The following is a 26,863-nucleotide window of genomic DNA, read 5'->3' on the forward strand; positions in this document are numbered from 1 at the left end:
CAAGAGTAAAATGCAGGCGCTAGGCGCGGCGATGCGCAAGCTGGTACAGATTTGTTTTGGTGTGGTGAAACATCAAAACGAATATTGCCCTCAAGTCGCGTGATGCGATTTGAGGGCAGTTAGGAGAGATGGTATCTACCGCCAGATAGAGAACAACCAACGTAGGGGTGGTGAACGCAGTGAACCGCACCGGCTTGGCACCGGAAGCTTAATCCGCTGGCTGCCGCAAGATCTTCAGCTCCCGGTTCCAGCGTTTCAGAAAACTTTGTCGGCGTAGCGGATCGACAAAGGCAAGCAGGGTGGCATCCACCGGAATGGGATAGAGATGATCCCCTACTTCGTCACGCAGACGCTGCGCAGTATAGGGGCCGATCACATCGGGGCGGACGCTGAACAGCGGCGTCTCGCCCGCCATCACAAACTGCCCTTCCTTGCTAAGCAGAAAGTTGACGAAGCGCCGGGCGGCATCCACATGGCGCGCATTGCGATGAATCAGCGCGGTGCGCATCATCACCAGCGAATAGTCGTTGGGCACCTGTACGATGATTTCCGGGTGCCGCTGCGCCCATACCAGCGCATACGACCCGAGCAAGTTATAGCCCAGCCAGTAGCGACCGGCAGTCAGCCCTTCCAGCATGCTGCGCGTAGTGCCGCGAAAATCGGTATTGGCTGCTCCCATGGCGGCGACCAGATCCCACATGCGCGGGGTGTAGCGGGCATCCTGCTGGAACAGCATATCGCCGATACCACTGGAGTACGGCGAATAGCTGACGACCTTGCCATCCAGCTGCTGACGGTAATGAGTGAGAATATCCAGCAGGTCGCGATGGGTACTGGGAGGCGGCATGGCCGCTGCCAGCTCCAGCCGGTAGGCAATCACAATCGGTTCGAAGGTGAAGCCAAACACCTCATTGCGCCACTTCGCCCACTGCGGCCACTGCTGTGCCTCCGGCGTGGTCAGCGGCTGAGCCAGACCGTCATTACTGAGGGCAACCTGCCAGGGCATAGCTGAGCTGATCACCACATCGGGTGGGTCGTCGCTGGCGCGCGCACGCTGCTCAACATCAATAGTGGAACGGTCGCGGTAGTCGATCTGAATATCCGCATTGGCCTGCTGAAAGGCGCGCAGTACCGGCTCAAAAATATCCTGATCCAGTGCCGCTTCCACAATCAGGGTGGTGGCTGCCGCAGGAAGCGCTGTCAGCAGCGCACATGCCATCCATACCCAGCGCCAGTGTCTGCCTGTCATTGGTCTTCCTCCCCGTGTCCGCTTTCAGCCACGGCCAGCAGCAGGCTGACCCGCAGGCCGCTGGGCTGACAGTGACTCAACTGCAGCTGGCCATGATGGCGCTCGGCGATGGAGGCGACGATGGCCAGCCCCAGCCCGGAACCACAGGTATCCTGCCGCCCGGCCCGCTCGAACGGCCGTATCAGGCTGGCCGGGTCCGGCACCCCGACACCCGGCCCGTTGTCTTCAATGAACAGCTCCAGCTGCTGGTTCAGGCGACGCAGACCAAGGGTGATCACCGTTCCCGCCGGGGTATAGCGCAGCGCATTGTCGATCAGGTTGTTAATCAGCTCATGCAACGCCCACTCCTCACCACAGACCACAAAGGGGCCACTGCCGACAATCTCGACGCCGATATCGTGGTCCCGCGCATCCTGCCGCTCCGCCCACTCCAGCACAGTGGTTTTCAGCAGCCGGTCGAGCGCAATACGGTCGGTATCGGCCAGATCGACCTGATGACGCAGCCGTGTCAGGTTGAGTAACTGGGTCGCCAGACGGCTGGTCCGGTCAGTTTCGTCCTGAATAGTCGTCAGTGCCTGTTGCCAGTCACGCGGATCAGGGCTCTTGAGTGACAGCTCGGAAATACTGCGCAACCCGGCCAGCGGGGTTTTCAGCTGGTGCGAAGCATCGGCAATAAAGCGCAGCAGGCTGTCACGGTGCTGACGCTGACGGCCCAGCAGATGGTTGAGCGTGTCGGTCAGTTCATGCATTTCTTCCGGTACATCGACCAGCAGCGGCCGGGTATCCTCCAGCTCGCGCTCGCGCAACGCCGAGCGCAGCCGCCGCAGCGGCATCATCCAGGCGCGCATGGCGAAAATCAGGATCACACCGGCCATCAGCATGGTGGCCAGAATGCGGGTCAGCGTGCGTTCAATCAGCGTGCGGGCCAGCTCATCCCGGCCAATACAGGTGTGCGCCACCCACACCTGCACTGGCTCCTGTGTGTCCCATCCGGCTGAGCTGACCTCCCGCCCATGCAGGCGAATGGTTTCTCCGTGGTAGGTGGCATCCACATACACCGGCGCCTTGCTGACCTCTCGTTTGAGTCTGGCCGTTACAGGCAGTTCGGCGTTACGGGTAATCAGCTGGCCGTCAGCACCGATCAGTTCATAAAACACCCGCTCCTGCCAGCGCGTGGCCAGCACTTCCAGTGCCGAAGCGGGGATTTCGATCAGCGGCATGCCGTCTGACCACTGCATGGCCTCGGCAATGGTCAGGCTGGCGGCCTCCAGCTGGCCATCCAGCGCCTGATCGGCAGAGCGGTGGGCACTGCTCCAGGCCTCGATCAGCATCAGGCCACCGAGCATCAGCATGATGGCCAGCCACCACAGTGCCAGACTGCGCTTGAGGGAGCGCATCATCTAGCCACGCGCCTCATCAAGACGGTAGCCGAGGCCACGAATGGTGCGGATTTCCACGCCACTGTCGGCCAGCCGCTTGCGCAGGCGGCTGACGTAGACCTCCAGCGCATTGGCTCCCACCGCCTCAAAGCCGAACAGACGTTGTTCCAGGGTTTCCCGCGGGACAATCCGCCCGGCGTGCAGCAGCAGGGATTCCAGCAGAGTGAGTTCGCGACGCGGCAGCTCGATTGGCAGCTCATCGACATAAGCGGTGGCGGATTCCACATCCACCCGGATGCGGCCAAAGCGCAGATGGTTGTCGAGGCGTTGCTGACTGCGGCGCAGCAGCGCACGCACCCGGGCCTCCAGCTCGACCAGTGAAAAGGGTTTGGTCAGGTAGTCATCAGCGCCCAGATCCAGCCCTTTGACCCGGTCTTCCAGACTGTCGCGCGCGGTCAGAATCAGCACCGGCGTGGCATTTTGCCCACGACGGATGAATTGCAGCACACTGAGGCCGTCGCCATCGGGCAGGCCAAGATCCAGCAGCACCAGATCGAAATGCCCCATTTCCAGTGCGCGCAGCGCTTCACCTGCCGAGCTGAAGGCATCGACCACATGGCCATGCTGACGCAATGCGGTACCGACGGACTGGGCCAGTAGCGGATCATCTTCGATCAGAAGTAAATGCACTTTTTCAGGGACCTCTGGCCGGGTGAAAACAACTGAAACACCCCGCTCAACGTTATTGTTTTTACTGGTGGTGCCTGTACTGGCAACACCACTACGCCCACACCTCATCCCTGTTTACAGGCAGCGCCTATGGTGTCGCTTCCCTGTGGCGAGGTCAAACCAACACATTGATTCAGCCTGCTCCCTTATCACCCCTGCTTTACCCCCCGCCAAACTTCGGCTAGCTTGCGCTTTATACGCCCGCTTAGCAGTTAAAAGGCACCGGATATGGAAAACATCAGGCACTTCTCGCGCTGGCTCAGCCGTGCCATTGAACAGCGAGACCTCTACACCGAGCAGCATGGCGAACGGGTGGGAGAGCTGGCGATGGCCGTTGGCAAAGCCTGCGGCCTCAGTAGCCACGACCTGCAAATGCTCAATCTGTCTGCCGCCCTGCACGACGTCGGCAAGATCGGTATTCCCGATCAGGTCTTGCTCAAGCCCGGCAAGCTGACTGAAGACGAATACGAACAGATGAAACAGCACACGGCCAAGGGGGAATACATCATTCTGGGCTGTGCCGAGTACAGCGACGACATCGATGCGGTCAGACAGATCGCCTCGGCAGTGCGTCACCATCATGAATACTTCAATGGCGAGGGCTATCCGGACCGGATCAGTGGCGAAGACATTCCCTATCTGTCTCGCATCGTCGGCATTGTGGACAGTTTTGATGCCATGGCAACCCGCCGGGTCTATCAGAACCAGCGCCCTGTGCATCTGATCATGTCAGAGCTGGAGAAAGAGGCCGGCAGCAAGCACGACCCTTACATCCTGCGGGTGTTTTTCGAGATCCTGAACAAAGGGCATTTTCCTTTTACTCCCGTCGCCTGAGCCGGTTGGCGGTTCTGATGGCAGAACAGACTTTGCAACGCGCCCACCTGACACCATAGACATCACTCGCAAGGGGGCAACGCCTGCTCCAACCCTGCCCTGATCCTGCCGTCATAAACCCAATAACAGCCAGACGGCCCTGACTGGAAATGTTCTCTTATGACTTCCCTTACCTCCATTTTGCATACCGAGCTGCCCATTATTCAGGCACCGATGGCGGGTGTTTCCACACCTGCGATGGCCGCTGCCGTCAGCAATGCCGGTGCTCTGGGTTCCATCGCCGTTGGTGCATCCAGTGTTGATAAGGCACAGGAAATGATTCGCCAGACACGGGCCCTCACCAGTAAACCCTTTAACGTCAATCTGTTCTGCCATCGACCTGCTGTCGCCGACAGCGAGCGGGAGGCCGCGTGGCTGCAGTTTCTGGCCCCTGTTTTTGCCGAGTTCGATGCCACACCCCCGGCCCAACTGCAGGAGATCTACACCAGTTTTGTCGCCGATCAGGCCATGCTGGCCATGTTGCTGGAGGAGCGCCCCGCTATCGTCAGCTTTCACTTCGGCTTGCCCGACAACGCCGCGATTCAGGCATTGAAGCAGGCGGGCATCATCCTGCTGGCCTGCGCCACGACGCTGGAAGAAGCCCGCCAGATTGAAGCGGCCGGGGTAGATATCGTCGTTGCTCAGGGGGTTGAGGCCGGTGGGCATCGTGGGGTGTTCACCCCGGAACAGGGTGACCACGGCCTTGGCACACTGGCACTGGTACGCCAGATTGTCAGCCAGACGCAGCTGCCGGTGGTCGCCGCAGGCGGCATCATGGACGGCCACGGCATCAAGGGCGCGCTGGCACTGGGCGCTCAGGGTGTGCAGATGGGCACCGCCTTCGTACTCTGCCCCGAGTCGTCAGCCAATGCAGCATATCGCGCCGCCATGCAGAGTGATCTGGCCTATCAGACCCGCATCACCAGTGCCATTTCCGGCCGCCCGGCGCGCGGCTTGCCCAATCGTTTCTATACCCTGGGTGAACAAAGCCCGGTTGCCCTGCCCGACTACCCCAATGCGTACGATGCCGGTAAGGCTCTGCACGCGGCGGCCAGCGCTCAAGGCAGCGCTGACTTTGCTGCCCAGTGGGCCGGTCAGGGGGCACCGCTTGCACGTGCCCTTCCTGCCGCTGAGCTGGTGGCTATGCTGGCGCAGGAGGCTGCGTTAACGCGGTAGCTCGTGCCCGGATACGGCTGAACCTGTCCACGATCCGGGCAACGGCCTTTAACAGCCTGTTAATCCAGCCGTTTGGAGAAGCGCAGACTGGCAACGGCCAGTCCCACCAGCGTAAAGCCCAGTAGCCAGAGCACGTCATAGCCTAAGTTGGCCACCTCGGCGCCACGCAGCACAATGGCCCGCGCCATCCGCATAAAGTGGGTCGCGGGCAGTATTTCCGAGATCCACTGCGCCACCTGAGGCATGCCTTCAAAGGGGAACATAAAGCCGGACAACAGGATCGACGGCAGCAGCACAAACACCGTCATCTGCATCGCCTGCAGCTGGGTTCTGGCGACGGTGGAAATCACCAGCCCCAGTGTCAGGCTGGCCAGAATGAACAGCAACGCGGCCAGCGCCAGCGAGTCCAGCCCGCCTCGAATGGGTACCGCAAACAGCCGGTGGCCGACGCCAAGAATGATCCCCACCTGCACAAAACCGACGATCACATAGGGCACAATCTTGCCCAGCATCAGCTCGAAAGGGCGAATTGGTGTGGTGATCAGAAACTCCATATTGCCCTGCTCACGTTCGCGCACGATGGCCACTGCGGTGAACAGCACCATGGTCATGGTCAGAATCACCCCCAGCAGCCCCGGCACAATATTCACTACCGAGCGCTGTTCGGGGTTGAAGTACTGCACCACTTCCAGCGTGGGTACGCCTTCGCTGTGCGGGTTACCCAGCACTTCGTCCATCGGCATCTTGCGCAGCCCCTTGATGGTGGAGGCCACCACGGTATCGGAGCCATCCACCAGCCACTGCGCCACCGGCTCGGTCATGTAATGACCTGAGGAATAGCGCACCAGCCGCTCACCAACATCCACGGGGATCACCAATGCTGCCTTGATCTGGCCATTGGTAATGGCCGTTTCCGCCTGATGCACATTGCTCAGCCGCTCGCTGAAATCCACCACCTGCGTGGCGGTGACCGCCTGAATCAACGCCCGGCTGTATGAGGAATCGCTCATGTCCACCACAGCTGCAGGCAGATGGCGCACGTCGGTATTGATGGCGTAGCCAAACAGGATCAGCTGCACCAGCGGAATCATCACGATCATGGCAAAGGTCATGCGGTCACGGGACAGCTGGCGCAGCTCCTTGACGATCACCGCCAGCACTCTACTCCACATGGCTGCTCTCCCGTGGTGCAGGGTGTGCCCGTGCACCGGTACAGGTGACGAAGACATCTTCCAGACTGGGCCGCACCTCTTCCAGCGTCCGCCCTGCGATCAGCGGCTGCAGCCATTGCACCGGATCACCCTCATCGTCACGCACCAGCACCCGCAGGCGGCTGCCGATCTGCGCAGCCGACAGCACGGCGGGCTGCTGCGTCAGGCGCTGTTTGAGAGTACGCAGATCATCACCGCCCACTTCCACAACGCGCGCGCCCATCTGCGCCATCAGCTGTTTGGGCGAGCCGTCAGCACGTTTGATTCCACGCTCAAGGATGGCCAGACCATGGCAGCGTTCGGCCTCGTCCATGTAATGGGTCGATACCAGAATGGTGGTGCCCTGAGCGCAGAGGTCAAACAGCCGTTCCCAGAACTCGCGCCGGTTCTCCGGGTCAACTGCGGAGGTGGGTTCATCCAGAAACAGCAGTTCAGGCTGGTGCAAGGTGGCCGCAGCCAGTGCCAGCCGCTGTTTCTGCCCGCCGCTCATAGAGCCTGCCAGTTGCTTGTGCTGGCCGGTCAGGTCATAGAGCGTCAGCAGTTCGGCCACCCGCTCCCGCGCCTGACGCCTTGGTACACCATGAATCTGCGCGACAAAGTTCAGGTTTTCCGTCACCCGCAGGTTTTCATAGAGGGAGAACTTCTGGGTCATATAACCGATGCGACGACGCAGGCGTTCTTCATTGCCTGCCAGCGCCTCCCCCAGCACTCTGATAGTGCCTGCCGAGGGTGTCAGCAAACCGGTCAGCATGCGAATGGAGGTGGACTTGCCGCAGCCGTTGGGGCCGAGAAAGCCGTAGATGGAGCCTTTGGGGATGGCCAGATCAAGGCTGTCTACCGCTTTGTTGCTGCCAAACAGCCGTGTCATGCCCTGAGTTTCGACCGCCAGCTCAGTCATGGGGCAGCTCCACTTCCACCGCCAGCCCGGTCGGCAGCTCACTGCCCTGCGGCAGATCAATGTCGGTCAAATACATCAGGCGGGCACGGTCGCGCTCGTTCAGCGCATAGAACGGGGTATAGGCAGGCTGGCTGCGGATGGTCCGCACCGTGCCCGTGACGCTCTGGGGAAAGCCTTCGGCATGGATGAGCACCTGAGTGCCGGATTTGACCCTGTGCAGATCGCTGGCAGGCAGATACACCCGCACATAGGGGCGGTCCAGCGCCAGCAAACCAATCAGTTGCGTGCCTGCCGCCACCCGGTCACCCACCCGCCACGGCAGGTTATCGACCACCGCTGCCTGAGCGGCCACCAGCGTCAGATCAGACAGCGCTTTCTGCTCCTGCTCAAGGGCGGCACGGGCAGCATCCACTTCGGCACTGGCCTGCGCCAGCTGTTCACTGCGTGTGCCGTTGATCAGCTCACGCAGCTTTTCTTCAGCCTCTCGGGTCGCCGCAGTGGCCTTGTCACGATCAGCCCGCACCTGATCAAGATCGGCCTGCGTAAGCACCTTTTGCCGGTACAGCTGCTGGGTGCGATCAAACCGGCGCTGCGCCTCGCGCCGGGTGGCTTCGTTGGCTGCCACCTGCGCCTGCGCCTGCGCCAGCTCTTCGCTGCGAGCGCCTTTGGTCAGCTCTGCCAGACTGGCTTCGACCTGTGCCAGCTGTGCCTGCCGTTGTGCCACCCGGGCCTGCGCGGCACGGTCATCCAGTGTCAGCAGCACGGCACCGGCACTGACCTTGTCACCTTCATGCACATTGACCTGAGTAATCAGCTCGCCAGCAGGCGCTATCAACGTCAGGCGATCACGCTCGATGGTGCCATAGATGCCATCCTCCTCTTCGTTGCAGCCACTCAGCCCCATCACCAATGCCAGTAAAGCCAGCCCCGCCAGCACAGGCTGAGCCGAGACAACCAGAGCAGCACCGCTGCGTCGCCAGATAACCATCATTGCCCCTCCTTTGTATCGTGGGCCAGCACCCCGTCACTGAGCACGGCCAGATGATGAGGAATCAGCCCCTGCAAGCCCTGCTGATCAAGGGTGACGCCCAGCTGGCTGACCAGCGCAGGAGGAGCAATCAGGGGGAACACCATCAGGCTGACAAAACTGAGACGGGCCAGCTGGGGGTCGATATCCGCGCGCAGCCTGCCCGACGCCACCAGCCCCTTCATCAGCCATTGCTGCGACAGGCGCAGTACGTCACTGAAGATCGACAGCAGAATATGATAGGGCTCACTGCCCTGATCTTCGTGCAGCACCCGCATCAGCAGTCGCGGCAGGCCGGGATTACTGCCGATGACGGTGTAATAGGTCTGCATCAGCTGGCTGAGATCAGCCGGTGCATCCTTACCGGCCAGCTGCTGAAACTGTGCCAGCATCGGCGCCATGGTTTCCCGCACCATCTGTTCAAACAGACCCGGCTTGCCGCCGAAGTAATAGCGGATCAATGCCGCATCCACCCCGGCATAGCGGGCCAGCTCACGGGTAGAGACATTCTGATAGTGTTTGGCGGTGAACAGCTGCTGCGCGGCACTGATCAACCGCGCTCGGGCATCAGAATCCCCACGGGGACGACCGGGATTCTCAGGCATGGGACAACTCCGCATTAATTCATCTACTGATGAAGCAATGCTAGTTAATTCCGCGGCGATGAGTTAGGCGAATAATTCCTCACATTGACCGGGATCGTGGAATTAGCCCGCCCGTCGCAGCGCAGCAAAGCGTTCGGCAGGGACGGGCGGACTTTTCAGGTAACCCTGATACAGATGGCAATCACGCTCGGCCAGAAACGCCCGCTGCACCTCAGTCTCGACGCCCTCGGCAATCACCCTCAGGCCCAGATTGCGCCCCATAGCAATAATGGTGGCGGTCAGCTCGGTCAGCCGCGCTGAGTCAGGCACACCATCAAGGAAGCTCTTGTCGATTTTCAGGGTATCGATGGGGAAACGACTGAGATAGGACAGCGACGAGTAGCCCGTACCGAAGTCATCCAGTGCCAGATGCATGCCCATCGCCACCAGTGCCTGCAGCTGCGGCAACACCTCACTTTCACGCTCCATCAGGGCACTTTCGGTCAGTTCCAGTTCAAGCCACTGCGGTGGGTAGCCGGTTTCGTCGAGAATGCGCTGCACGGTTGGCACCAGATTGCCGAAGCGCAGCTGGTGAGGAGAGATGTTGACGGAAATCAGCATCGGCGCGAAGCCAGCATCCAGCCACTGCCTGCCCTGCTGACAGCTTTTGCGCAGCACCGTCGCCCCCAGCTCTTCGATCAGCCCGGTGACTTCGGCCACCGGAATAAACTCGGCGGGCGAGACGATGCCGTGCTGCGGATCAATCCAGCGCACCAGCGCCTCGGCCCCGCAGATCTGGTTGTCCGCCAGCTGCACCTGCGGCTGGAAGTACACCTGCAGGTGATCCTGAGCCATGGCCTCGCGCAGACGCGACTCGATGGTCAGCTTGTTCAGGGCCAGCTCAGTCATCTGCGGCACAAAGTAGGCAAAGGTGCCACGCTGGCGGTGTTTAGCAGCATAGAGCGCGGTATCGGCCTGTTGCAGCAGAAGACTGATGTCCTGCGTCTGATCAGGGAAGACGGCGATACCGATAGAAGCACTGATATGCACCTGCACATGGTTACTGAGCCACAGGGGTGCCTGCAGACTGTGGAGAATCGCTTCTGCCATCTGCCCGGCCTGCCCGATGTCATCCAGCCCGCGCATCAGCACCGCAAACTCATCGCCACCGGTGCGACAAAGCAGGTCCGCATGACGTTGCAGCTGCAGCAGGCGCTGTGCTACTTCCACCAGCACTTCATCCCCTGCCGGATGACCATAGCTGTCATTCACGTCCTTGAAGTGATCGAGATCCACCGTCAGCAGGGCAAAACGGGGCACCTCTTCGTGATAGTGCGACGCCTCCCGCCTCCGCGCCGACTTGTCCTGCAGCGCCTCTTCCAGCAGGCGGCGGTTGGCCAGCCCTGTCAGGGTGTCATGCTCGGCCAGATAGGCCAACTGCTGCTGGACATGCTTGATCGGCTGGATGTCCACCAGTGCCCCCACATAGCTGTGCACAACGCCCGCGTTATCACACAGCGGCGTCAGTGACAGCAGACCGGCGCGGGTGCTTCCGTCACGCTGGCCATAGCGCACTTCCTCACGGCTGAAACCCTGCGCCTGACTGAGCCCGAGCCCGGCATCACCCAGCTGGATCAACTGGGTGACAGTCTGCTGCCCCTGCTCCACCTGCGCTTCAGTAATCCCCAGCATGGTGAGAAAGGCCGGATTGGCACGAGTCAGCCGCAGCTGACTATCGGTAATAAAGACGCCTTCGCTGGCATGATCAAAGGAAACAGCAGCCTGCTGCAGACGTGTTTCATTGCGCTGCATGTCCTGCATCAGCCGCTCACTGGACGTCACCAGCAGCCCCCAGCGGAAGGGAGCATGGTTGAGATAACGACTGAAAGCACTGCGGTTGATACAGAGGAACAGCAGCAACGGCAGGCTGAACGACAGCGCCAGCAGCACTTTGCCTCCCAGATTGCCGATCACCATATCGATGACCATCTGGCTCATGCCGAAGCCGATCAGCGGGAACAGGATGCCATCGGCACACAACGCCAGACTGAACAGCAAGGTGTAAGCCAGTGCCGAGATATAGAGGCTGGAGGTCAGGCGCTTCAGTTTTTCAAACGCAAACAGCAGGAATAGCAGCTCGGCAATGATCAGCACGCCGCCCAGTACGATCAGTGGTACAGAGACATCAAACAGCTGAACCGGCGTGTTGTTACTGTTGATCACGCCCTCATGCTGGAGGCTGCTGGACACCAGCCACGACAGAAAGAAGTTGAAGACATCGACGCTGATCACCAGCCGTACGATGTTGCGCAGGATGAAGATGTCGCGCTCGACGATCACGAACAGCACACTGCTCATCATGAAGGCGCCGTAGCACAGATTGCCGCCGGAAATGGCCACCCCTTCTGCCAGAGGCAGGGTATAGACCGAACCCAGATAGCCGCCGAACAGCAGCACAAGACCCAGCCAGACGTAGAAGCACACCTGCCGCACAGGGTTGCTGAGCGTGGAGAAATACAGGGGGAATACAGAAAACAACAGTACTTGCGCAGCATAGAGGGCAAGCATAGAGGACTCCAATCAGCGTGACATTCACGTTCCTTGTCGCAGCCTGATTGTCTGCAGACATCCACCAATGAGAATGATGTTAGTCAAGGAAGAAAGGAGGTGCCGTTAAGATTCGTAAAATGCGCACTATCTGTCGCAGATTGCACGCTTCTCAGCAATGTTTTACCGCTTTTCAGCAATGTTTGACCGCTTCCGTTATCACAGATGCCACACCACAGACAGTACGCCAGAGCCTGACGAACTGTTCCGCCCGCCGCTATCAGCGCTTCACCGCCGCCAGCGACACCACCAGAATACCGCCGAGAATGGCGACCACTCCGATGATCAGCGACAGGCTCAGCTGTTCGCCCAGAAACACCACTGACATCATCAGCCCGACCACCGGTACACCGAGCATGGCCGATGACATGCTGGTGGATGACAGCCACATGCTGGCAGCATTGACGGCAACGAAACAAAACGCCGTCGCCAGCGGCCCCACAAACAGGATGACCTCCCAGAATGAGCGGCTCATGTCACCGCTGTAAGGGCCTTCGATGACATAGGCCAGCCCGGTCAGCGGAATAGTCGCCAGCAACATTTGCCAGGGAGCCAGCTGATAGGCACTGGAGTCCCCCTTGTAGTAGCGCAGATGCAGAATGCACATGGCCCAGCACAGAGAACCGGCAAGCAGCATCAGGTTGGCCTTGAGCAGGGTGCTGTTATTCCAGTCCAGCGCCTGCGGGTTGAACAGTGCCGCGACCCCGCTCAGCCCCAGCAGGGTGCCAATAAGCTGACCACGGCTGAGGCGCTCGCGAAACAACAGGATTGCCGCCGGTGTGACCCACAACGGCGTCGTGTATGCCAGCACTGCCGAGCGCCCGGCCGGGATAGTCGTCATGGCGATAGCCCCCAGTACGGTAAACAACAGCATTTGCAGCAAGCCGACGCTGGCGATCAACGGCAGGTCGCGCCGGGTTGGCAGGCGCAGGGTACCGGTCAGCATCTGTAGCAGAAACAGACAAGCCCCGCCTGTCGCGAAGCGGGTGGCGGAGAACCAGATGGGGCTGATGTGACTGAGGCCCACCTTCATCACCGGCCAGTTCGCCCCCCACAGCACAATGGCCAGACTGAGCAGCAGTAAACCGCGGCTCTGCACCGACAGCTGCGGGCGCCAGTGCGGTAGGGTCGCCGCTGGGGAATAGCGGGTTTCAGCAATACAGCCAGCCTCTTGCGAACGCATGACGGGTCTCTCTCACAGGTCAGAACAGGACTATTTTATTCCCTTAGAGAAAGACGATTTTTCCCATTATTCTTCCATCCAGACCCATTTCAGGTTACTTATTCTGCTAATCATCCATTCTGAAGAATATCTATCATGCAACGGCTCGACCGCACCGATATTGCTATCCTCAACAAACTGCAGGACAACGCCCGCATCACCCATGCGGAACTGGCCCGCTCCGTCAATCTGTCCACCACGCCCTGCTTCAATCGGGTCAAGGCCATGGAGGAAATGGGTCTGATCCGTCAGCAGGTCACCTTGCTGGCGCCCGACAAGCTGGGTCTGCACGTCAATGTGTTTATTCATGTCAGTCTGGAAAAGCAGGTGGAGGATGCCCTGCAGCGTTTTGAACAGGCCATCGATGCGCGGCCAGAGGTCATGGAGTGCTATCTGATGACGGGAGATGCCGATTATCTGCTGCGGGTCGTGGTGCCCGATATTCAGGCGCTGGAGCGCTTTATTCTGCAGCACCTGACCAAGATTCCCGGCGTAGCCAATATCCGCTCCAGCTTTGCGCTTAAGCAGGTGCGGTACAAGACCGCCCTGCCCCTGCCAGCCAATGGCATGACGCTGCCGGAGTGAGGTTGGATACCGGCGCCAGAGCAGCATAAAAAACGGGCGGAGTCGCTAGGAGCCTGTCGGACTTAACACTGGGCTTACTGCGACAAAGCCGATTTTGGGCATTTTGCCCCCTCTCTTTCGTTAAATAGAACCACTATTCGCCTCAAGAGAGCGGACAAACTGCCTCAAAACGGACTTTTTCTCATGACAGCCGGTCAAGGCCGACAGGCTCCTAGTGCATACTCCGCCCGTGCGTCACATCCATCAGCCATCGCGCTTATAAGATCGCGCAATTCTGAACGGGTTCTCAGATGGTAGTGAACACCACCTCTTCAGTCAGACGGGATTTGGGCAGTGCCGCATTGAAGTCCTCATCGCTGTGATAGCCCAGGCTGACCACCACCACGCTGGTGAAGCCCTGCTCACGCAGACCCAGCTCGCTGTCCAGCACGCCAAAGTCGATGCCTTCCATCGGCGTGGCATCCAGACCCAGACTGGCAGCGCCCAGCAGCAGCGTGCCCAGTGCCAGATAAACCTGCTTCTCCATCCAGTGCTGCAGATCTTTCTGGGTATAACGATGCAGATTCACATAGGAAGTGCGCACCACATGCTGGGTTGCCCTGGCTTCATCGCTGCGGAAACGGCCATCGGCCTGTTCCTGCTCCAGCACCGCCTGCAGATGCGCCTCAGTCATATCAGTACGGGCACACAGCACCAGCACATGAGAGGCTTTGCTGATCTTGGCTTCGTTGTAGGAAAAATTGCCAGCCGCCGCTTTGGCGACACGGCCTTTCCCTTCTTCACTGGCTGCCAGCACAAAATGCCAGGGCTGTGAGTTGACGGATGAGGGTGCCAGACGCAACAGCGCTTTCAGCTCATCAATCTTGTCCTGAGTGATTTTCTTGCTGTCATCAAACGCCTTGGTGGTGTAACGACGACTGGCAACGGAAGCAACAGACATAGTATTTCTCCTGATAACGGGATAACGCTGATCCCCAAGCCGGGCTCACTCATCCGAAGGATGCGAGCCCCTCCCAAAACGGCAGACACAATAATCGAGAATGCGGCAGCAGGCATCCGCTATTTCGCTATCACAGCGTTGCCCTGCCTGTCCGGGTCGCCTGCTGAGCCATCAAAATCCGGCAAGCACGACCTTGCCGCGTGAACGTCCGCTTTCCAGCAGCTGATGAGCACGGCGCAGATTGTCTGCATTGATGGCACCAAAATGCTCGGCCACCGTCGTTTTCAGCACGCCCTTGTCGATCAGCTCCGCCACGTCGTTCAGCAGCTGATGCTGGCGAATCATATCGGCGGTGGCATACAGCGAACGGGTGAACATCAGCTCCCAGTGCAAGGCAAGGCTTTTGCGCTTGAGCGGGACGACATCCAGCGTCGCGGGGTCATCAATCACGGCGATATGCCCCTGAGGTGCCATCACGTCGATCAGCTGGGCAAAGTGCTGCTCGGTATGGGTCAGGCTGGCGACATAGTTCACCTGCGGCAGGCCAATGCGGGTCAGCTCCTCGGCCAGTGGCAGACGGTGATCAATGACATGATGAGCGCCCATGGAGGCCACCCACTGACGCGTTTCCGGCCGTGAGGCAGTACCTATCACCGTCAGCCCGGTCAGCTGGCGGGCCAGCTGTACCAGCATGGAACCCACACCGCCTGCAGCGCCCACCACCAGCAATGTCTGCCCCTCGCCACTGCCCTGCGTGACAGCCAGACGATCAAACAGCAGTTCCCAGGCGGTGATGGCCGTCAGCGGTACGGCCGCCGACTGTGCCCAGTCAAGCGAAACGGGCTTACGCCCGACAATGCGCTCATCCACCAGATGCAGTTCGCTATTGCTGCCGGGGCGATGAATGGCACCGGCGTAGAACACCTCATCACCGGGCTGAAACAGCGTTACCTCAGCACCAACGGCCTCGACAATACCGGCGGCATCCCACCCCAGCACGCGGGGTTCAGTCACCGCCACACCGGCACGAATCTTGGTATCCACCGGATTGACCGACACCGCCCTGACCCGCACCAGCAGGTCACGGGCCCCCGGCAGCGGCGCGGGCAGCTCGATGTCCTGCAGTGCCTCGGCATCATCAATGGGCAAACCGTGCTGGGTATAAACGATGGCTTTCATGGGATTTCCTCGCTAACAGTGCAAAGTGTTCAGTTGCGAGCCATGGTAAGCAGGCCAGCACAGCGGAAACAGCCAGAAAAAACAGCAGCACTTTCACTCCAGAAGTGAAAATAACCATGACGACAATGTGTTGATGTGGCGCTGAGCTGCGCCCGCAGATGGGTGCTGAACCACCGTACAGACATCTGCTAAGTGGTTGAAAGTACTTGCAAAGAGGTAATTTGTGAGTAATATACACAGCCACTTCAGGACTATAGCTCAGTTGGTTAGAGCACCACCTTGACATGGTGGGGGTCGCTGGTTCGAGTCCAGTTAGTCCTACCAGAATTGAAAAACAGCCACTACGGATCATGCCGGGTGGCTGTTTTTATTTCTGTGTTTCGCTTCTGCGCTTCACTTGGGGTGATCGCACCTTTCCATGTGCACCGGCCTGTTAAGGCAGTAGTGACACGACGGTGCCACTACGGCTCTGCAGGCCATTATCGTGAAGCTTGAATCAGTCACTTTGCGTCAGGCCACCAACATTCTGGCCGCACTGCGCGCTGACATAGAACCTGTCCTCATGACTGAACATCGCCCCCTCTGCGCTTCACTCCCGCAAGCCACTGGCACGTTGCACTCGCCGCTCCACCGCCTCATGCAGCACGGCGTCACTCCCTGCCGACGCCAGGGTAAACCAGTCACGGGCACGGGTGATGCCGGTATAGACCAGCTCCCGGGTCAGAATGGGGTTGAGGGTTTCCGGCAGAATCAGGGCGGTATGCGTAAACTCCGAACCCTGTGACTTGTGCACGGTCATGGCGAACACTGTTTCTACCGCTTTCAGACGACTGGGCAGTATCCACTTGATGCCACCCTGACCATCTCCCGCCGGGAAGGCCACCCGCAACACCCAGCCGGTGTAGCGTTCACCGTCCTGATTGATGCGCTCACCGGGCAGCATCAGGGTGATGCCGATATCGCCGTTCATCAGCCCCAGACTGTAATCATTTTTGGTGACCAGCACCGGACGACCGGGGTACCAGTCTTTGCCAAGACGCAACAGATCACGCTTTTGCAGCAGCTCAGCGATGCGCTGATTGAGCCCCTCGATACCCCAGGGCCCGCGGCGCAATGCGCACAGCACCTGAAACTGGCCGTGCGCCCTGAGCACCTGACGTGCCCAGTGATCAAAGGCATCGTGACCGGCATCCAGCGCCGGGCGCTGCTGATTGACCACATTCAGATAGTGTCTGTAGCCCACCGGCGCGGGCAGCGGCTGATCACCACGAAGACGACCCTGCCCCTGATGAGTGAAAGCACTGACCGCGCCATTGACCACCAGCTCGGCCAGCTGGCTGTCGTCATCACGGCTGACCCGCATCCGCGCCAGATCGGCAAAGTGCTGCTTCCATACCTGTCTGACAGCGGCGACCTGTCCGTCGTTGACCGCTTCGGCCAGCTGGCCGATCCCACTGTCGGCAGTGAAACGATGACTGTGGCGCAACATCACCACCGCCTGATCGTAGAGATCACCGCTGGCATCAATCAGCTGGTCATCAATCTGCTCACCCGTGACCGCCTGCAGCCACTGCCGGGTCGATGGCAGATAGTGCCCATCGCGGGCGCGACGACACAGCTCACCGAGTACCGCCCCGGCCTCCACCGAGGCCAGCTGATCCTTGTCACCCAGCAGGATCAGTCGTGCTCGGGCAGGCAGTGCCTGCAGCAACGAGGCCATCATTTCCAGATCAACCATGGATGCCTCATCCACCACCAGTACATCCAGCGATAACGGGTTGCGCTGATGATGGACAAAGTGACGGGTATCCGGTCGGCTGCCGAGCAGGCGGTGCAGAGTGGTGGCCTCTCCGCTGATGGCCTGCCGCACCTCGTCCGCCTGCGGCAGACCACGCAGGTCCAGCCGCGCCAGAGCACCGGCGATGGACTCATTGAGGCGGGCCGCCGCCTTACCGGTCGGTGCCGCCAGCCGGATGCGCAGCACCTGCTGGCTGCTCTGCAACGACAGGCTCTGCAACAATGCCAGCAGCTTGACCACCGTAGTGGTCTTGCCGGTGCCGGGGCCGCCGGTAATGATGCTGAACGCATTACCTGCCGCCAGTGCACAGGCCACTTTCTGCCAGTCGGTGGCGCTGCCTGCCTGTGCGGGAAACAGCACATCCAGACGCTGACGTAACTGCTGCTGCCGTTCAGCATCGGTGGTCATGCCGCCCTGTTGCAGCCGCAGCTGAATCAGGCTGCGTACGTCCTGCTCATACTGCCAGTAGCGACGCAGATAGAGCCTGCCGCTCACCAGCACCAGCGGCGTACTGCCCTGCCCGCCCGTAACCAGCTCAGAACCCGCCAGTGCCCGCTGCCAGCTGTGCAGGGTGACACTGTTCAGCACCTCTTCCGGCAGCTGAACTTCGCCTTCTTCCCCTTCCGGTGGCAGCGATAGCGCAAAGCGGCTGTCTTTCAGGGTATCGGCCAGATCAAGGCAGACATGGCCGCGGCCCAGCTGATGGCTGGCCAGTGCCGCCGCCAGCAGCACCAGCGGATCGGTATCACCGGCATGATCAGCCAGAAAACGGACAAAGGCGTAATCCAGCTCTCGCAGCCAGCCACGATCCGTCCATTGCCGCAGCAGTTGCAGATGCTGTTCAACCGCCGCGGAATAATGCGCGGTGCACCCCATTAAGGTCAGTGTCGTCATACCTTCACCTCTTCAGCTGCTGTGGATGAGCGTACAGACGGGGGAGAAAACAGGGCTTCCAGCCCGTCGATCAGCTCGCGCCCGGGGCGCTCAAAATGCAACCCCTGTGACGGCGCCTGACTACCACGCAGGAACAGATACACCGCGCCGCCCACATGCAGGTCATAGTCGTAATCCGGCAGACGGGCTTTCAGCAGACGATGCAGGGCAAACAGGTACAGGGCGTACTGCAGGTCATAGCGGTGTTCCAGTATGGCTTGCTGCATGGCCGCTTTGCTGTAGGCGCTGTCGTCAGCCCCCAGCCAGTTGGATTTGTAGTCGGCCACGTAGTAGCGGCCCTGATGTTCAAAGACCAGATCGATAAAGCCCTTGAGCATGCCGTTCAGCTCCTTGTGGCTCAGCGCCGGGCGAGCCACGCCGCCGAGCGTATGCTGGCACACCAGCCGGTCCAGCTGGCCGGTACGGGTATGATCAATAGCAAACCAGAACTCCAGCTCCTTCTGATACTGCTGCAGACGAGTCAGTTGCAGTGGCTCCCCCGACTCCGTGCCTGATAAAGCACCGGATAAAGCGTCTGACAAAGCGCCTGACGATACGGCCAGCGCATCCGGCCCGGCGATCTCAGGGAGGGGCTCATCAAACAGGCCAAGCTGGCCAAAATCGTGCTGCCCGGCGGCAGCCAGATGCGGCGGCTCACTCGCTTCGTCACTGCCCGGCCCGAACGCAGCCAGAGGGGCTGAATCCAGATGGAAAGCCGTCTGCAGTAACTGCGGCAGCCACTGGCACAGTGGCTCGATCCACTCCTGCCAGCCACGCAACTGACAGCGCCGCGCCAGCATATCGCGCAACTCCTGCGGATTGCTGACCGCCTGTGCAAATCCTTCATCAGCGGCCCATTCCAGCAGGGCATGGAGAAAACTGCCCGGCTTCGGCCCTCGCGGGAAGGCATGCAGACTGCCCTGTGCCACTGGCAACGCGGGCTCCTCCTGCACCTCCACCCGCACTGCTTCGGTGAAGGTGTCCTGCCGTGCCGTTTCCGGGCCGCTGTTGATGCTGTCATCCAGCAACGGCAAGGCTTCCATCATGCCGTGCGCCGAGGAGTATTCGAGGCCCGAATAGCTGGAAATCCACCACTGCTCCGGGCGTGCGGGCAGCGGCAACGGCTCGGCCAGCTGCAGGCTAGCGGCCTCCGACTGGTACGACGCCACGACGCCATCGGGCAGCGGCTCGACCGCAATATCAGCGCACTCGCTGGCCAGCGTGGTCAGGGCACTGAACAGCTCGTCACTGGCGATGGGGTTGCCGCCGTTCAACAGATAACCGGGAGCACTCAGCTGCAGATTGTCCAGACTGGCCATGCCCACCCAGGTGACATAGCGGGCGCGGGTCAGTGCCACGTAATACTTGCGCAGATCCTCACCGAGACGTTCGCGATCCACCTGCGCCACCCGCTCGTCATTCGCCTCCAGAGACAGCAGCAGCTTGCCACTGTCATCGTGCCACTTCAGGGGCAGATCGGTGGCCTTGCTCTGACGGAAGGCGCAGGCATAGGGCAGGAAGACCAGCGGATACTCCAGGCCCTTGGACTTGTGCACCGTCACCACCTTGACCAGCGCATCGTCGCTTTCCAGCCGCAGTTTACGGGCATCAGCATCGCCATCGGCCTGCACACGCTGCTCGGCCAGATAACGAATCAGGGCATGTTCACCATCAACTATCAGGCTTTGCTGTTGCAGCAATTCGGCCAGATGAAGAATGTCGGTCAGGGCGCGCTCGTTCCCGCTTGCCAGCAGACGACGGGGCACCTGAAAGGCGTTGAGCAGCCTGCGCAGCATGGGCAACACACCTTGCCGTCGCCACAACTCGCGGTATTCACGGAACTGCTGCACCCGGGCTTCCCACGCGGCTTCATTGTGGTTCAGCTCATCCAGCATCGCCCAGCTCAGGTCCAGCGTGGGCGTCCCCAGCGCAGCCCGCAGGCGGCGGTCATCATCCGGCTCGGCACAGGCATTGAGCCAGAACTGTACCTCGGTCGCCGCCGCACTTTGGAACACCGACTCCTTGTCTGACAGATAGACACTACGCACGCCGCCTGCCGACAGTGCCTGGCGCACCAGCGCAGCTTCCGTGCCGGTGTTGACCAGCACGGCAATATCACCCGGCTGCACCGGGCGCAGCACGCCGCTGTTATCGCTAAAACCCGCTTTGCCCGCCTGCCCCTGCCGCAGCAGATAAATAATCTGGGCGGCCGTGGCGGCGGCCATCTGCTCACCATAAGCGCCTTTTTTGATGGGCTTCTCGCCCTCCAGCGTCCAGCAGGTCAGCGCCCTGACCACTTGCCCGTCAAGCATGAAGTGCTCACCTCGGCCTTTGGCCTCAACCGGTAGAAACGGCACCGGATTGCTGCCTTCTGCACGGAACAGGAAGGCGCCCTGCCCCTGGGGATGTGCCTCGGCATAACCAAATACGTGATTGACGGCGTTGACCATGGCGCGGGTGGAGCGGAAGTTGGTACCCAGGGTGTAGTGCCTGCCCTCGGTATCCCGCCGGGCCTGCAGATAGGTAAAAATATCGGCGCCACGGAAGGCATAAATGGCCTGTTTGGGATCGCCGATCAGGATCAGCGCTCGTTCGGCGGCATTGCTGCTGACCTGATAGATGGCATCAAAAATGCGGTACTGCAGCGGGTCGGTGTCCTGAAATTCATCAATCAGCGCCACCGGGAACTGGTTACGGATCACCTCGGCCAGCCGCTCGCCATTGTCGCCCTGCAGTGCGGCATCCAGCTGGGTCAGCAGATCATTGAAGCCCATTTCCGCCCGGCGTTGTTTCTCCAGAGCAAAACGTTCACAGACCCAGCGTGCCGCGTGACGCAAAATATCGTTGCGCGCCTCAGGCAGTTGCAGCAATTGCTGACGCAGGCTGCTCATGGCTTCCAGTGCCGGATGGGCAGGAGCCGGGTCTTTTTTCCAGGCTTCTGCCAGCCCGGTGGTGGTCAGACGGGTCCAGCCGGTGGAGCTGTCGTCCAGCGGCATCACCAGCGCCGGGTCACCGGCCCAGGCCAGCAGAGCATCCAGCCAGGGCTGATAATAACGCGCCTGAATCTTGCGCCCGTCGACGGCCTTGTCGGCGACGGCCTTATCCAGCAGCGCCTGCAACTCGCCCACCCACTGCATCCATGGGGCCTTCAGCGCCGCCAGTGCGGTACGACGTTGCTGTAAAGAAGCACCAATGCTGGCAGCAGGCTCTGCTGCATTGCCCAGCTCGGTGCTGTGCTCCAGCAACAGGCGGATGCCTGCATACAAGGCATCCGGCGTTTGCCACCAGCCATGCACCACCTTGGTCTGCTCTTCATCGAGGGCGAAAAAGAAGGTCCGCCAGTAGTCACGCACCACCTCGTTCAGCAACTCACTCTGATCCGTCTCCAGACTGAGGCTGAACAGGCTGCCGCTATCAAAGGCATGTTCACCGAGCATACGGTTACACCAGCCATGGATGGTGGACACTGCCGCCTCATCCATCCATTCCGCCGCCAGCTGCAGCTTGCGGGCGCAGCCGGGCCATTGCTCGGGGGCATATTCCGCGCGCAGGTCATGGAGCAGATCAGCGCCTGCGGGTTGCTCGGCAATATCCTCAGGTGACTGCAGAAAGTAACCTGCCGCCTCGGCCAGACGGGCGCGAATACGGTCACGCAGCTCCTTGGTGGCGGCATCGGTAAAGGTCACCACCAGTATTTCCGGTGGCGTCAGTGGCCGCGCAAATGCTTCATCACCGCCGTGGCCCAGCACCAGACGCACATAGAGCGCCGCAATGGTGAAGGTCTTGCCGGTACCGGCGCTGGCCTCGATCAGGCGACTGCCATGCAGCGGGAAACGTAACGGCGCAAGGGGCGATGGAAGGCCGGGAGCCACTGCCATGGGGGTCGTCATTACTTGTCTCCTTTGGCGGGCTTGCCCAGTGCATCGATCAGTGGCTGTAACAGTTGCTGGCTGAGGCGGGCAAAGTCGTCACTGTCCAGCAGCTGTTCGACGTTCTGCCATACCCGGTTGAGGTAGGGGTTACGCTCCTGCTGCTGGGCAAAGGCGGTGGCGGCGGCATCACTGGCGGCAGCGCGGGTATCGTCATCGCAGTCGGGGCGCCCGCCCTTGAGCTGCCATGCCAGCGCCGTGGGAATATCCAGCGCCAGTGGCCGGGTCAGCGCCTGCTTCCAGCTGGCCATCAGCACTTCCCAGTAATCGGTCGCCTGCTGGCGGCTCGCCAGCGGTGGCAGATGCACGGTGCCGTTCTTACTGATGACCACCGTGGTCAGCGGCTGCCCGCCCAGATGCCCGGCCACATGGGCCAGCCAGTACGGCAGCAGTTTGTCGTGGCGGTAGGCGCGGTTCTTGATCATGCCACTGCTGGTCAGTACCACCCGGCCACGCTGCCCTGCCGCATTGCTGCGCATATGGGTCAGCCAGTCACTGACCGGCTGTTCGCCAATATCGCACTCCAGCGGCTCGTCCGGCTGTTCGTTTGGCCACTGCGCCAGTACCTGCTCGTACTGCTCAAACAGAGTATCCATCGGTTCGATCAGCTGTTCCTGCTGCAGCACGGCGAAGTTGCCGGGGGCCAGATCGCCACGGCGCACCACCCGCTGCAGCTGGTTATCCAGCGCCTGCAAGCGGTCCCCCCCCTGCTGCACGGCCAGCAGCTGGGCCTGAATCAGCTCATCCTGAATCTGCCAGTTGCCCAGCCCATCCAGCGCGAACGGTTCCTGATCCTCACTGGCCGGGTCATCCAGCTCAAAATGCACGCCCAGCCGCACCCGCAGGAAGTAGCGCAACGGATCACGCAGGAAGTCCGCCAGCTGCTTGAGGCTGAGGGCCTCCTCCCAGGGGAACGCCGCCAGCGTTGCCGTGCTGCTCACCGGCGTTTGCCCCTGCTGCTCCGCCAGCAAGCCTTCGCGCCATTCATTGGCATAACTGAACAGCGGACCCTGTGCAGAGAAGTAGTCACGATTAAAGGGTTGCAGACGGTGCTCGACCGTCAGCGCATGCAGCAGGGCCGCATCGTCCTGCTCCTGCCCCTGCAGCCGCCAGACCGCTGCCAGATGATCACGCAACTGAGCCACCAGCACCGATGGCGGCCGCTCCGAATTGTCGTTGATGCTGCGCCCGATCCAGCTGATATGCAGGTGCTCCCGTGCCGACAGCATGGCCTCCAGAAACAGATAGCGGTCATCCTCCCGGCGGGAGCGGTCTCCCGGCCGGTAGTCGTGGCCCATCAGATCAAAATCCATGGGGATGCGGGTGCGCGGATAGTCACCGTCATTCATCCCCAGCAGATAGACATGACGGAAAGGGATGGCGCGCATCGGCATCAGGGTGGCAAAGGTCACTGCACCCGCAAAGAACGGCTGGCTGAGGGATGACTGGTCCAGCTGGCCGAGCAGATGCTCGCGCACTACGGCCAGCGGCAGATCATCGTTCATGGCGGCACTGTCGGCCTCTTCTTGCCAGGCCTGCAGCACGTTTTCCAGCTGCAGCAGGGTGTAGCCGTCTTCGGCCTCATCGGCAGCAAAGAAATCATCCATCAGCGCCCGTACCCGGCCAACCCACTGCTGTACACTGGCTTCGCTGCAGAGTAGCTGCCAGTGCTGATCCAGACGGTCCAGCAACTGTGACAACGGCCCCAGCAGTGCGGCATCCAGCCCGCCTATTTCATCCATCGGCTCAATATCGCCCCAGGCCTCGCCGCTGCCCACGGCATAACCCAGCAGCATGCGTCGCAGGCCAAACAGCCAGGTGTTCTGCTCCGGCGCCTGCGGCAACGCCAGACTTTGCCGCTGCTCGGCATGCAGGCCCCAGCGGATGCGGGCAGCGGCAATCCAGCGGTGTAACAACGGCAGCTGCTGTTCATCAATGGCAAAGCGACGGCGCAGCGCAGGGACTTCCAGCAAATCCAGCAGATCGCTGACGGCAAACCGGGACAATGGCAGGCCAAGCAGTTTCTCCACCGCGTTCAGTAGCGGGTCAAAGCTGCGCTGGCCTCTGTCGGCCAGAGAGTACGGAATATATCGTGGGTCATCCCAGCCAAACTGGCCAAATACCGCCTGAATATGGTGAGCGTAATTGTTGATGTCCGGCACCATGACGATGATGTCGCGCGGCTGCAGGCGGGGGTTGGCCGCACGGGCTGCCAGAATCTGATCGTGCAGCACCTCTACTTCACGCTGTGCACTGTGTACCACATGGAAACGCAGGGAGTGATCGCGCGCCGTATCGACGGCAGGCCACAACGCGCGACTTTCGGCTACCGGGCGCAAATCACGGATATCTTCCTGCAACTGCTGCAGCAAGGTGTCATCACCGTTGCCATTGAACAGATCCACGCGCTGCTGAATATCGAGAAAGCGCTGCTCGTAATGCTCCCGTTCGTCATGCACATCGAGCAGACCGATAAAGTCCCTGCCCTGCTTGCCCCAGGCCGCCAGCAGCGGATGTGCGTGCAGATGCAGCTGGTCGTCCGGGATCATTTCCGGCATGCCGGACTTGCGCGACTGGCGACGCCGCTCGGCACGCAGCAGATCTTTGTCGGCAATAATGTCGGCCCAGAAGTGCTCACAGGGGTTATGTACGCACATCAGCACCTGAGTCCAGTTGGCGATAGCCGCCAGCACCTCCAGCGCCTGCTGCGGCAGGGAGGAAATGCCGAACACCAGCAGGCGCCGCGGTAATCCCTGCGGGCGCTGCTGACTGGCCATGGCCGGTACTGCAGCGAGAAAGCGGCGGTGAATTTCGGCACGGCTGGTGTGTTGCTCTGCACCGACATCATCCAGCAGCGCACGCCACAAACGTGGTTGCCACAGGGCATTGTCAGGCACCGGTTTGTGCCCGTCGCGACTGGTCAGCAGGACATCGGCACCGCGCGCCCAGTCCGCCAGCCAGTCGGCACGATATACCTGATACTGGTCAAACAGATCGGCCAGACGCACTGCCAGCTGATGCCGCTTACGCAGATCGTGGTCACCGCTTAGGAACCGCTCAAGGGGCGAAAATACAGACTCCCTGAGCAGTGCAGGCAACAGACGCATCAGGCGCCAGATCAGAAAAGCCTTGTCAAAAGGGGAGGTTTTCGGCACCCGCTCCTCGCCCAGTACGGCGCGGTAGGCTTGCCAGAGGAAGCGCGATGGCAGCTGCGCATCAATGGCCGCCGCAATACCACAGCCGCCGTTATCCGGGTGCTCGGCCAGTGCCAGTTTCAGCCACTGGGCGATACCGTTGCTCTGCACCAGCACCACTTCATTTTCCAGTGGCGCCAGAGGGTAACGCTGCATCCAGGCCACCAGCACATCTCGCAGTGCTTCGGGATGATTGCCATGGATGACCATCAGTCCGGGGGATAACGGCGTCTCGCTCATCGAACTACCCTTCTGTCGCAAGCCATTGAAGAACAAGGGGGTAGTTTGTCAGGGATGGGGGGGATTGGGAACCGGGAGAATGTCGGCAACCCGCAAGGACGTTGAAGGTTGCAGGTCACTTTGGTGACCACTAAGATGGCCAACCAGCGAAGGATGTACAGGAACGGATATCTGCAGTGCATGTGCACTGCTCTCCTGACGCTAAACATACGGAGTCAATGCAAGCATCAATAGGGAAAGCCATGTATCCGATTATTTACCCCAAGAGCCCCAAATCTCAGACTCGCCTTGGCCCGCTCTCAAACGGAGCAAAAAACAGCTGTAGACCGGTCTATCAAAACTCTCCTGAGCGACATAAGAGTCTGATCGAAAATACACCCGCCTTTTTCAACATATCTGACAATTTCGGAGCCGATGGTTCTGAGCCTGCCATTGAGCTGAGCTATTTCGATGTCACCAAAGCAAATATTGCTCATATTCAAGCGGCATGCCTTAAATATGATGTAGACCCTGACCTGATTCGGGCAATCATGTATATGGAAACGACTCACGGTTACTACGACAAGATTAATCCCTGGCGCAATACGATTCTCCCTATGAACGTGAGTTACACCTATTGGAAAGATTTAGGTGCAACTGAAGCCGGTTTGGAGCAGGCGGCAAATAACATAGATATTGGCACGCTGATTTTACGCAGAATTCAGGATCGCACATCTGATCCTTCAGTAGCCAAAATCGCGTCGATATACAATTTTCTGGGCAAGGAAGTGGTCAGTGACTACGGCGCCCGCGTTGCCACTATCTACAAGCAAAAACTATGGAAGAAAACAAAATGAGATGGAGAGTCAAACTAACTACTTCGGTCTTTTTAAGTACGGCAGTGTCTCTTTATATGGCCTATGCAGCATTACAGCACAATCCCATGGGAGAGTACTGCACCTATATCAGTGATCCATCTGCAAACGCCAACTGCACCATGAATTTAGGCCCATTAATGGGTGTTTTCATCAGTTGGTTTGTAGTCAGTTTTCTAATCAGCCTGAGCGGCATAACCATTTTTGGCTGGATAAAATCACAATTCAGAAAATAATCGCGGTACGAGAGCACGCA

The 26,863-nt window shown here is 60.1% G+C and carries 19 protein-coding genes, 1 tRNA gene and 1 pseudogene; 7 read left to right on the forward strand and 14 right to left on the reverse strand.

What is annotated here, in order from left to right; genetic code table 11:
- A pseudogene (locus WH50_RS27235) lies at nucleotides 1-103 on the forward strand (IS110 family RNA-guided transposase); the annotation flags it as partial.
- Nucleotides 104-208: 105 nt separating this feature from the next.
- Here the strand turns inward: WH50_RS27235 and WH50_RS02290 are convergent.
- From WH50_RS02290 to WH50_RS02300, 3 genes are read right to left on the reverse strand one after another with little or no spacing between them, the layout of a single operon-like run.
- On the reverse strand, nucleotides 209-1,249 hold the full coding sequence (locus WH50_RS02290) for an ABC transporter substrate-binding protein (protein ID WP_110185842.1): 1,041 nt from the start codon (nucleotides 1,247-1,249) through the stop codon (nucleotides 209-211).
- The gene (locus tag WH50_RS02295) at nucleotides 1,246-2,649 is read right to left on the reverse strand and encodes a sensor histidine kinase (RefSeq protein ID WP_110185843.1); all 1,404 of its coding nucleotides are present in this window, start codon (nucleotides 2,647-2,649) and stop codon (nucleotides 1,246-1,248) included. Before WH50_RS02295 ends, WH50_RS02290 begins: the two co-directional genes overlap by 4 nt.
- Nucleotides 2,650-3,318: a response regulator gene (locus WH50_RS02300; protein WP_110185844.1), complete on the reverse strand. Its 669-nt coding sequence runs from the start codon at nucleotides 3,316-3,318 to the stop codon at nucleotides 2,650-2,652.
- Nucleotides 3,319-3,585: 267 nt separating this feature from the next.
- On the opposite strand from WH50_RS02300, the gene WH50_RS02305 reads away from it, so the two are divergent.
- Together WH50_RS02305 and WH50_RS02310 are read left to right on the forward strand one after the other, a co-directional pair.
- Nucleotides 3,586-4,191, forward strand: a complete 606-nt coding sequence (locus tag WH50_RS02305) for an HD-GYP domain-containing protein (RefSeq protein ID WP_110185845.1) — start codon at nucleotides 3,586-3,588, stop codon at nucleotides 4,189-4,191.
- Between the two features lie 159 nt (nucleotides 4,192-4,350).
- Nucleotides 4,351-5,406 carry an NAD(P)H-dependent flavin oxidoreductase gene (locus WH50_RS02310; RefSeq protein WP_110185846.1) on the forward strand — a complete coding sequence of 352 codons (1,056 nt, stop codon included), beginning with the start codon at nucleotides 4,351-4,353 and terminating at the stop codon, nucleotides 5,404-5,406.
- Between the two features lie 59 nt (nucleotides 5,407-5,465).
- Here the strand turns inward: WH50_RS02310 and WH50_RS02315 are convergent, their stop codons facing one another.
- From WH50_RS02315 to WH50_RS02340, 6 genes are all read right to left on the reverse strand, one after another.
- The gene (locus tag WH50_RS02315; protein ID WP_110185847.1) at nucleotides 5,466-6,578 is read right to left on the reverse strand and encodes an ABC transporter permease; all 1,113 of its coding nucleotides are present in this window, start codon (nucleotides 6,576-6,578) and stop codon (nucleotides 5,466-5,468) included.
- Entirely contained in the window at nucleotides 6,568-7,515 is a 948-nt protein-coding gene (locus WH50_RS02320; RefSeq protein ID WP_110185848.1) for an ABC transporter ATP-binding protein, read from the reverse strand. The genes WH50_RS02315 and WH50_RS02320 overlap by 11 nt, the downstream gene beginning before the upstream one ends.
- The gene (locus WH50_RS02325; protein ID WP_110185849.1) at nucleotides 7,508-8,506 is read right to left on the reverse strand and encodes an HlyD family secretion protein; all 999 of its coding nucleotides are present in this window, start codon (nucleotides 8,504-8,506) and stop codon (nucleotides 7,508-7,510) included. The genes WH50_RS02320 and WH50_RS02325 overlap by 8 nt, the downstream gene beginning before the upstream one ends.
- A complete protein-coding gene (locus WH50_RS02330) occupies nucleotides 8,503-9,147 on the reverse strand; it encodes a TetR/AcrR family transcriptional regulator (RefSeq protein WP_207780138.1) in 645 nt (214 codons plus the stop codon). The genes WH50_RS02325 and WH50_RS02330 overlap by 4 nt, the downstream gene beginning before the upstream one ends.
- Before the next feature lie 102 nt (nucleotides 9,148-9,249).
- On the reverse strand, nucleotides 9,250-11,694 hold the full coding sequence (locus tag WH50_RS02335; RefSeq protein ID WP_110185851.1) for a putative bifunctional diguanylate cyclase/phosphodiesterase: 2,445 nt from the start codon (nucleotides 11,692-11,694) through the stop codon (nucleotides 9,250-9,252).
- Nucleotides 11,695-11,953: 259 nt separating this feature from the next.
- Entirely contained in the window at nucleotides 11,954-12,916 is a 963-nt protein-coding gene (locus WH50_RS02340; protein WP_110185852.1) for a DMT family transporter, read from the reverse strand.
- Nucleotides 12,917-13,051: 135 nt separating this feature from the next.
- Here WH50_RS02340 and bkdR point away from each other — a divergent pair, with 135 nt between their 5' ends.
- Entirely contained in the window at nucleotides 13,052-13,540 is a 489-nt protein-coding gene (gene bkdR, locus WH50_RS02345) for a Bkd operon transcriptional regulator BkdR (RefSeq protein ID WP_104152081.1), read from the forward strand.
- A 286-nt stretch (nucleotides 13,541-13,826) separates the two neighbouring features.
- On the opposite strand, the gene nfsB is transcribed toward bkdR, so the two are convergent.
- Both nfsB and WH50_RS02355 read right to left on the reverse strand, forming a co-directional pair.
- Nucleotides 13,827-14,480: an oxygen-insensitive NAD(P)H nitroreductase gene (nfsB, locus tag WH50_RS02350; protein WP_110185853.1), complete on the reverse strand. Its 654-nt coding sequence runs from the start codon at nucleotides 14,478-14,480 to the stop codon at nucleotides 13,827-13,829.
- Nucleotides 14,481-14,651: 171 nt separating this feature from the next.
- Nucleotides 14,652-15,659, reverse strand: coding sequence for a zinc-binding alcohol dehydrogenase family protein (locus WH50_RS02355; RefSeq protein ID WP_110185854.1), 1,008 nt, complete (start codon nucleotides 15,657-15,659; stop codon nucleotides 14,652-14,654).
- A gap of 247 nt (nucleotides 15,660-15,906) precedes the next feature.
- On the opposite strand from WH50_RS02355, the gene WH50_RS02360 reads away from it, so the two are divergent.
- A tRNA-Val gene (locus WH50_RS02360) sits at nucleotides 15,907-15,983 on the forward strand.
- Nucleotides 15,984-16,248: 265 nt separating this feature from the next.
- Here WH50_RS02360 and recD read toward each other — a convergent pair.
- The 3 genes from recD to recC are packed head-to-tail and all read right to left on the reverse strand — an operon-like array spanning nucleotide 16,249 to nucleotide 25,753.
- Nucleotides 16,249-18,351, reverse strand: coding sequence for an exodeoxyribonuclease V subunit alpha (recD, locus tag WH50_RS02365; RefSeq protein WP_207780139.1), 2,103 nt, complete (start codon nucleotides 18,349-18,351; stop codon nucleotides 16,249-16,251).
- Complete coding sequence (gene recB, locus WH50_RS26795) at nucleotides 18,348-22,280, reverse strand: exodeoxyribonuclease V subunit beta (RefSeq protein WP_243409959.1); 3,933 nt, start codon at nucleotides 22,278-22,280, stop codon at nucleotides 18,348-18,350. Before recB ends, recD begins: the two co-directional genes overlap by 4 nt.
- A complete protein-coding gene (gene recC, locus WH50_RS02375; RefSeq protein ID WP_110185855.1) occupies nucleotides 22,280-25,753 on the reverse strand; it encodes an exodeoxyribonuclease V subunit gamma in 3,474 nt (1,157 codons plus the stop codon). The genes recB and recC overlap by 1 nt, the downstream gene beginning before the upstream one ends.
- 242 nt (nucleotides 25,754-25,995) lie before the next feature.
- On the opposite strand from recC, the gene WH50_RS02380 reads away from it, so the two are divergent.
- Both WH50_RS02380 and WH50_RS26025 read left to right on the forward strand, forming a co-directional pair.
- A complete protein-coding gene (locus tag WH50_RS02380; protein WP_133251218.1) occupies nucleotides 25,996-26,589 on the forward strand; it encodes a hypothetical protein in 594 nt (197 codons plus the stop codon).
- Nucleotides 26,571-26,843, forward strand: coding sequence for a hypothetical protein (locus tag WH50_RS26025; protein WP_133251219.1), 273 nt, complete (start codon nucleotides 26,571-26,573; stop codon nucleotides 26,841-26,843). Before WH50_RS02380 ends, WH50_RS26025 begins: the two co-directional genes overlap by 19 nt.
- Nucleotides 26,844-26,863: the final 20 nt, after the last annotated feature.

The organism is Pokkaliibacter plantistimulans, from assembly GCF_003194385.1.
Lineage (GTDB): Bacteria > Pseudomonadota > Gammaproteobacteria > Pseudomonadales > Balneatricaceae > Pokkaliibacter > Pokkaliibacter plantistimulans.

Bases quoted from the DNA above. Each gene is read 5' to 3' on its own strand.
- WH50_RS02290 (WP_110185842.1), bottom strand. From the start codon at position 1,249: ATGACAGGCAGACACTGGCGCTGGGTATGGATGGCATGTGCGCTGCTG.
- WH50_RS02295 (WP_110185843.1), bottom strand. From the start codon at position 2,649: ATGATGCGCTCCCTCAAGCGCAGTCTGGCACTGTGGTGGCTGGCCATC.
- WH50_RS02305 (WP_110185845.1), top strand. From the start codon at position 3,586: ATGGAAAACATCAGGCACTTCTCGCGCTGGCTCAGCCGTGCCATTGAA.
- WH50_RS02310 (WP_110185846.1), top strand. From the start codon at position 4,351: ATGACTTCCCTTACCTCCATTTTGCATACCGAGCTGCCCATTATTCAG.
- WH50_RS02315 (WP_110185847.1), bottom strand. From the start codon at position 6,578: ATGTGGAGTAGAGTGCTGGCGGTGATCGTCAAGGAGCTGCGCCAGCTG.
- WH50_RS02320 (WP_110185848.1), bottom strand. From the start codon at position 7,515: ATGACTGAGCTGGCGGTCGAAACTCAGGGCATGACACGGCTGTTTGGC.
- WH50_RS02325 (WP_110185849.1), bottom strand. From the start codon at position 8,506: ATGATGGTTATCTGGCGACGCAGCGGTGCTGCTCTGGTTGTCTCGGCT.
- WH50_RS02330 (WP_207780138.1), bottom strand. From the start codon at position 9,147: ATGCCTGAGAATCCCGGTCGTCCCCGTGGGGATTCTGATGCCCGAGCG.
- WH50_RS02335 (WP_110185851.1), bottom strand. From the start codon at position 11,694: ATGCTTGCCCTCTATGCTGCGCAAGTACTGTTGTTTTCTGTATTCCCC.
- WH50_RS02340 (WP_110185852.1), bottom strand. From the start codon at position 12,916: ATGCGTTCGCAAGAGGCTGGCTGTATTGCTGAAACCCGCTATTCCCCA.
- bkdR (WP_104152081.1), top strand. From the start codon at position 13,052: ATGCAACGGCTCGACCGCACCGATATTGCTATCCTCAACAAACTGCAG.
- nfsB (WP_110185853.1), bottom strand. From the start codon at position 14,480: ATGTCTGTTGCTTCCGTTGCCAGTCGTCGTTACACCACCAAGGCGTTT.
- WH50_RS02355 (WP_110185854.1), bottom strand. From the start codon at position 15,659: ATGAAAGCCATCGTTTATACCCAGCACGGTTTGCCCATTGATGATGCC.
- recD (WP_207780139.1), bottom strand. From the start codon at position 18,351: ATGACGACACTGACCTTAATGGGGTGCACCGCGCATTATTCCGCGGCG.
- recB (WP_243409959.1), bottom strand. From the start codon at position 22,280: ATGACGACCCCCATGGCAGTGGCTCCCGGCCTTCCATCGCCCCTTGCG.
- recC (WP_110185855.1), bottom strand. From the start codon at position 25,753: ATGAGCGAGACGCCGTTATCCCCCGGACTGATGGTCATCCATGGCAAT.
- WH50_RS02380 (WP_133251218.1), top strand. From the start codon at position 25,996: ATGTATCCGATTATTTACCCCAAGAGCCCCAAATCTCAGACTCGCCTT.
- WH50_RS26025 (WP_133251219.1), top strand. From the start codon at position 26,571: ATGGAAGAAAACAAAATGAGATGGAGAGTCAAACTAACTACTTCGGTC.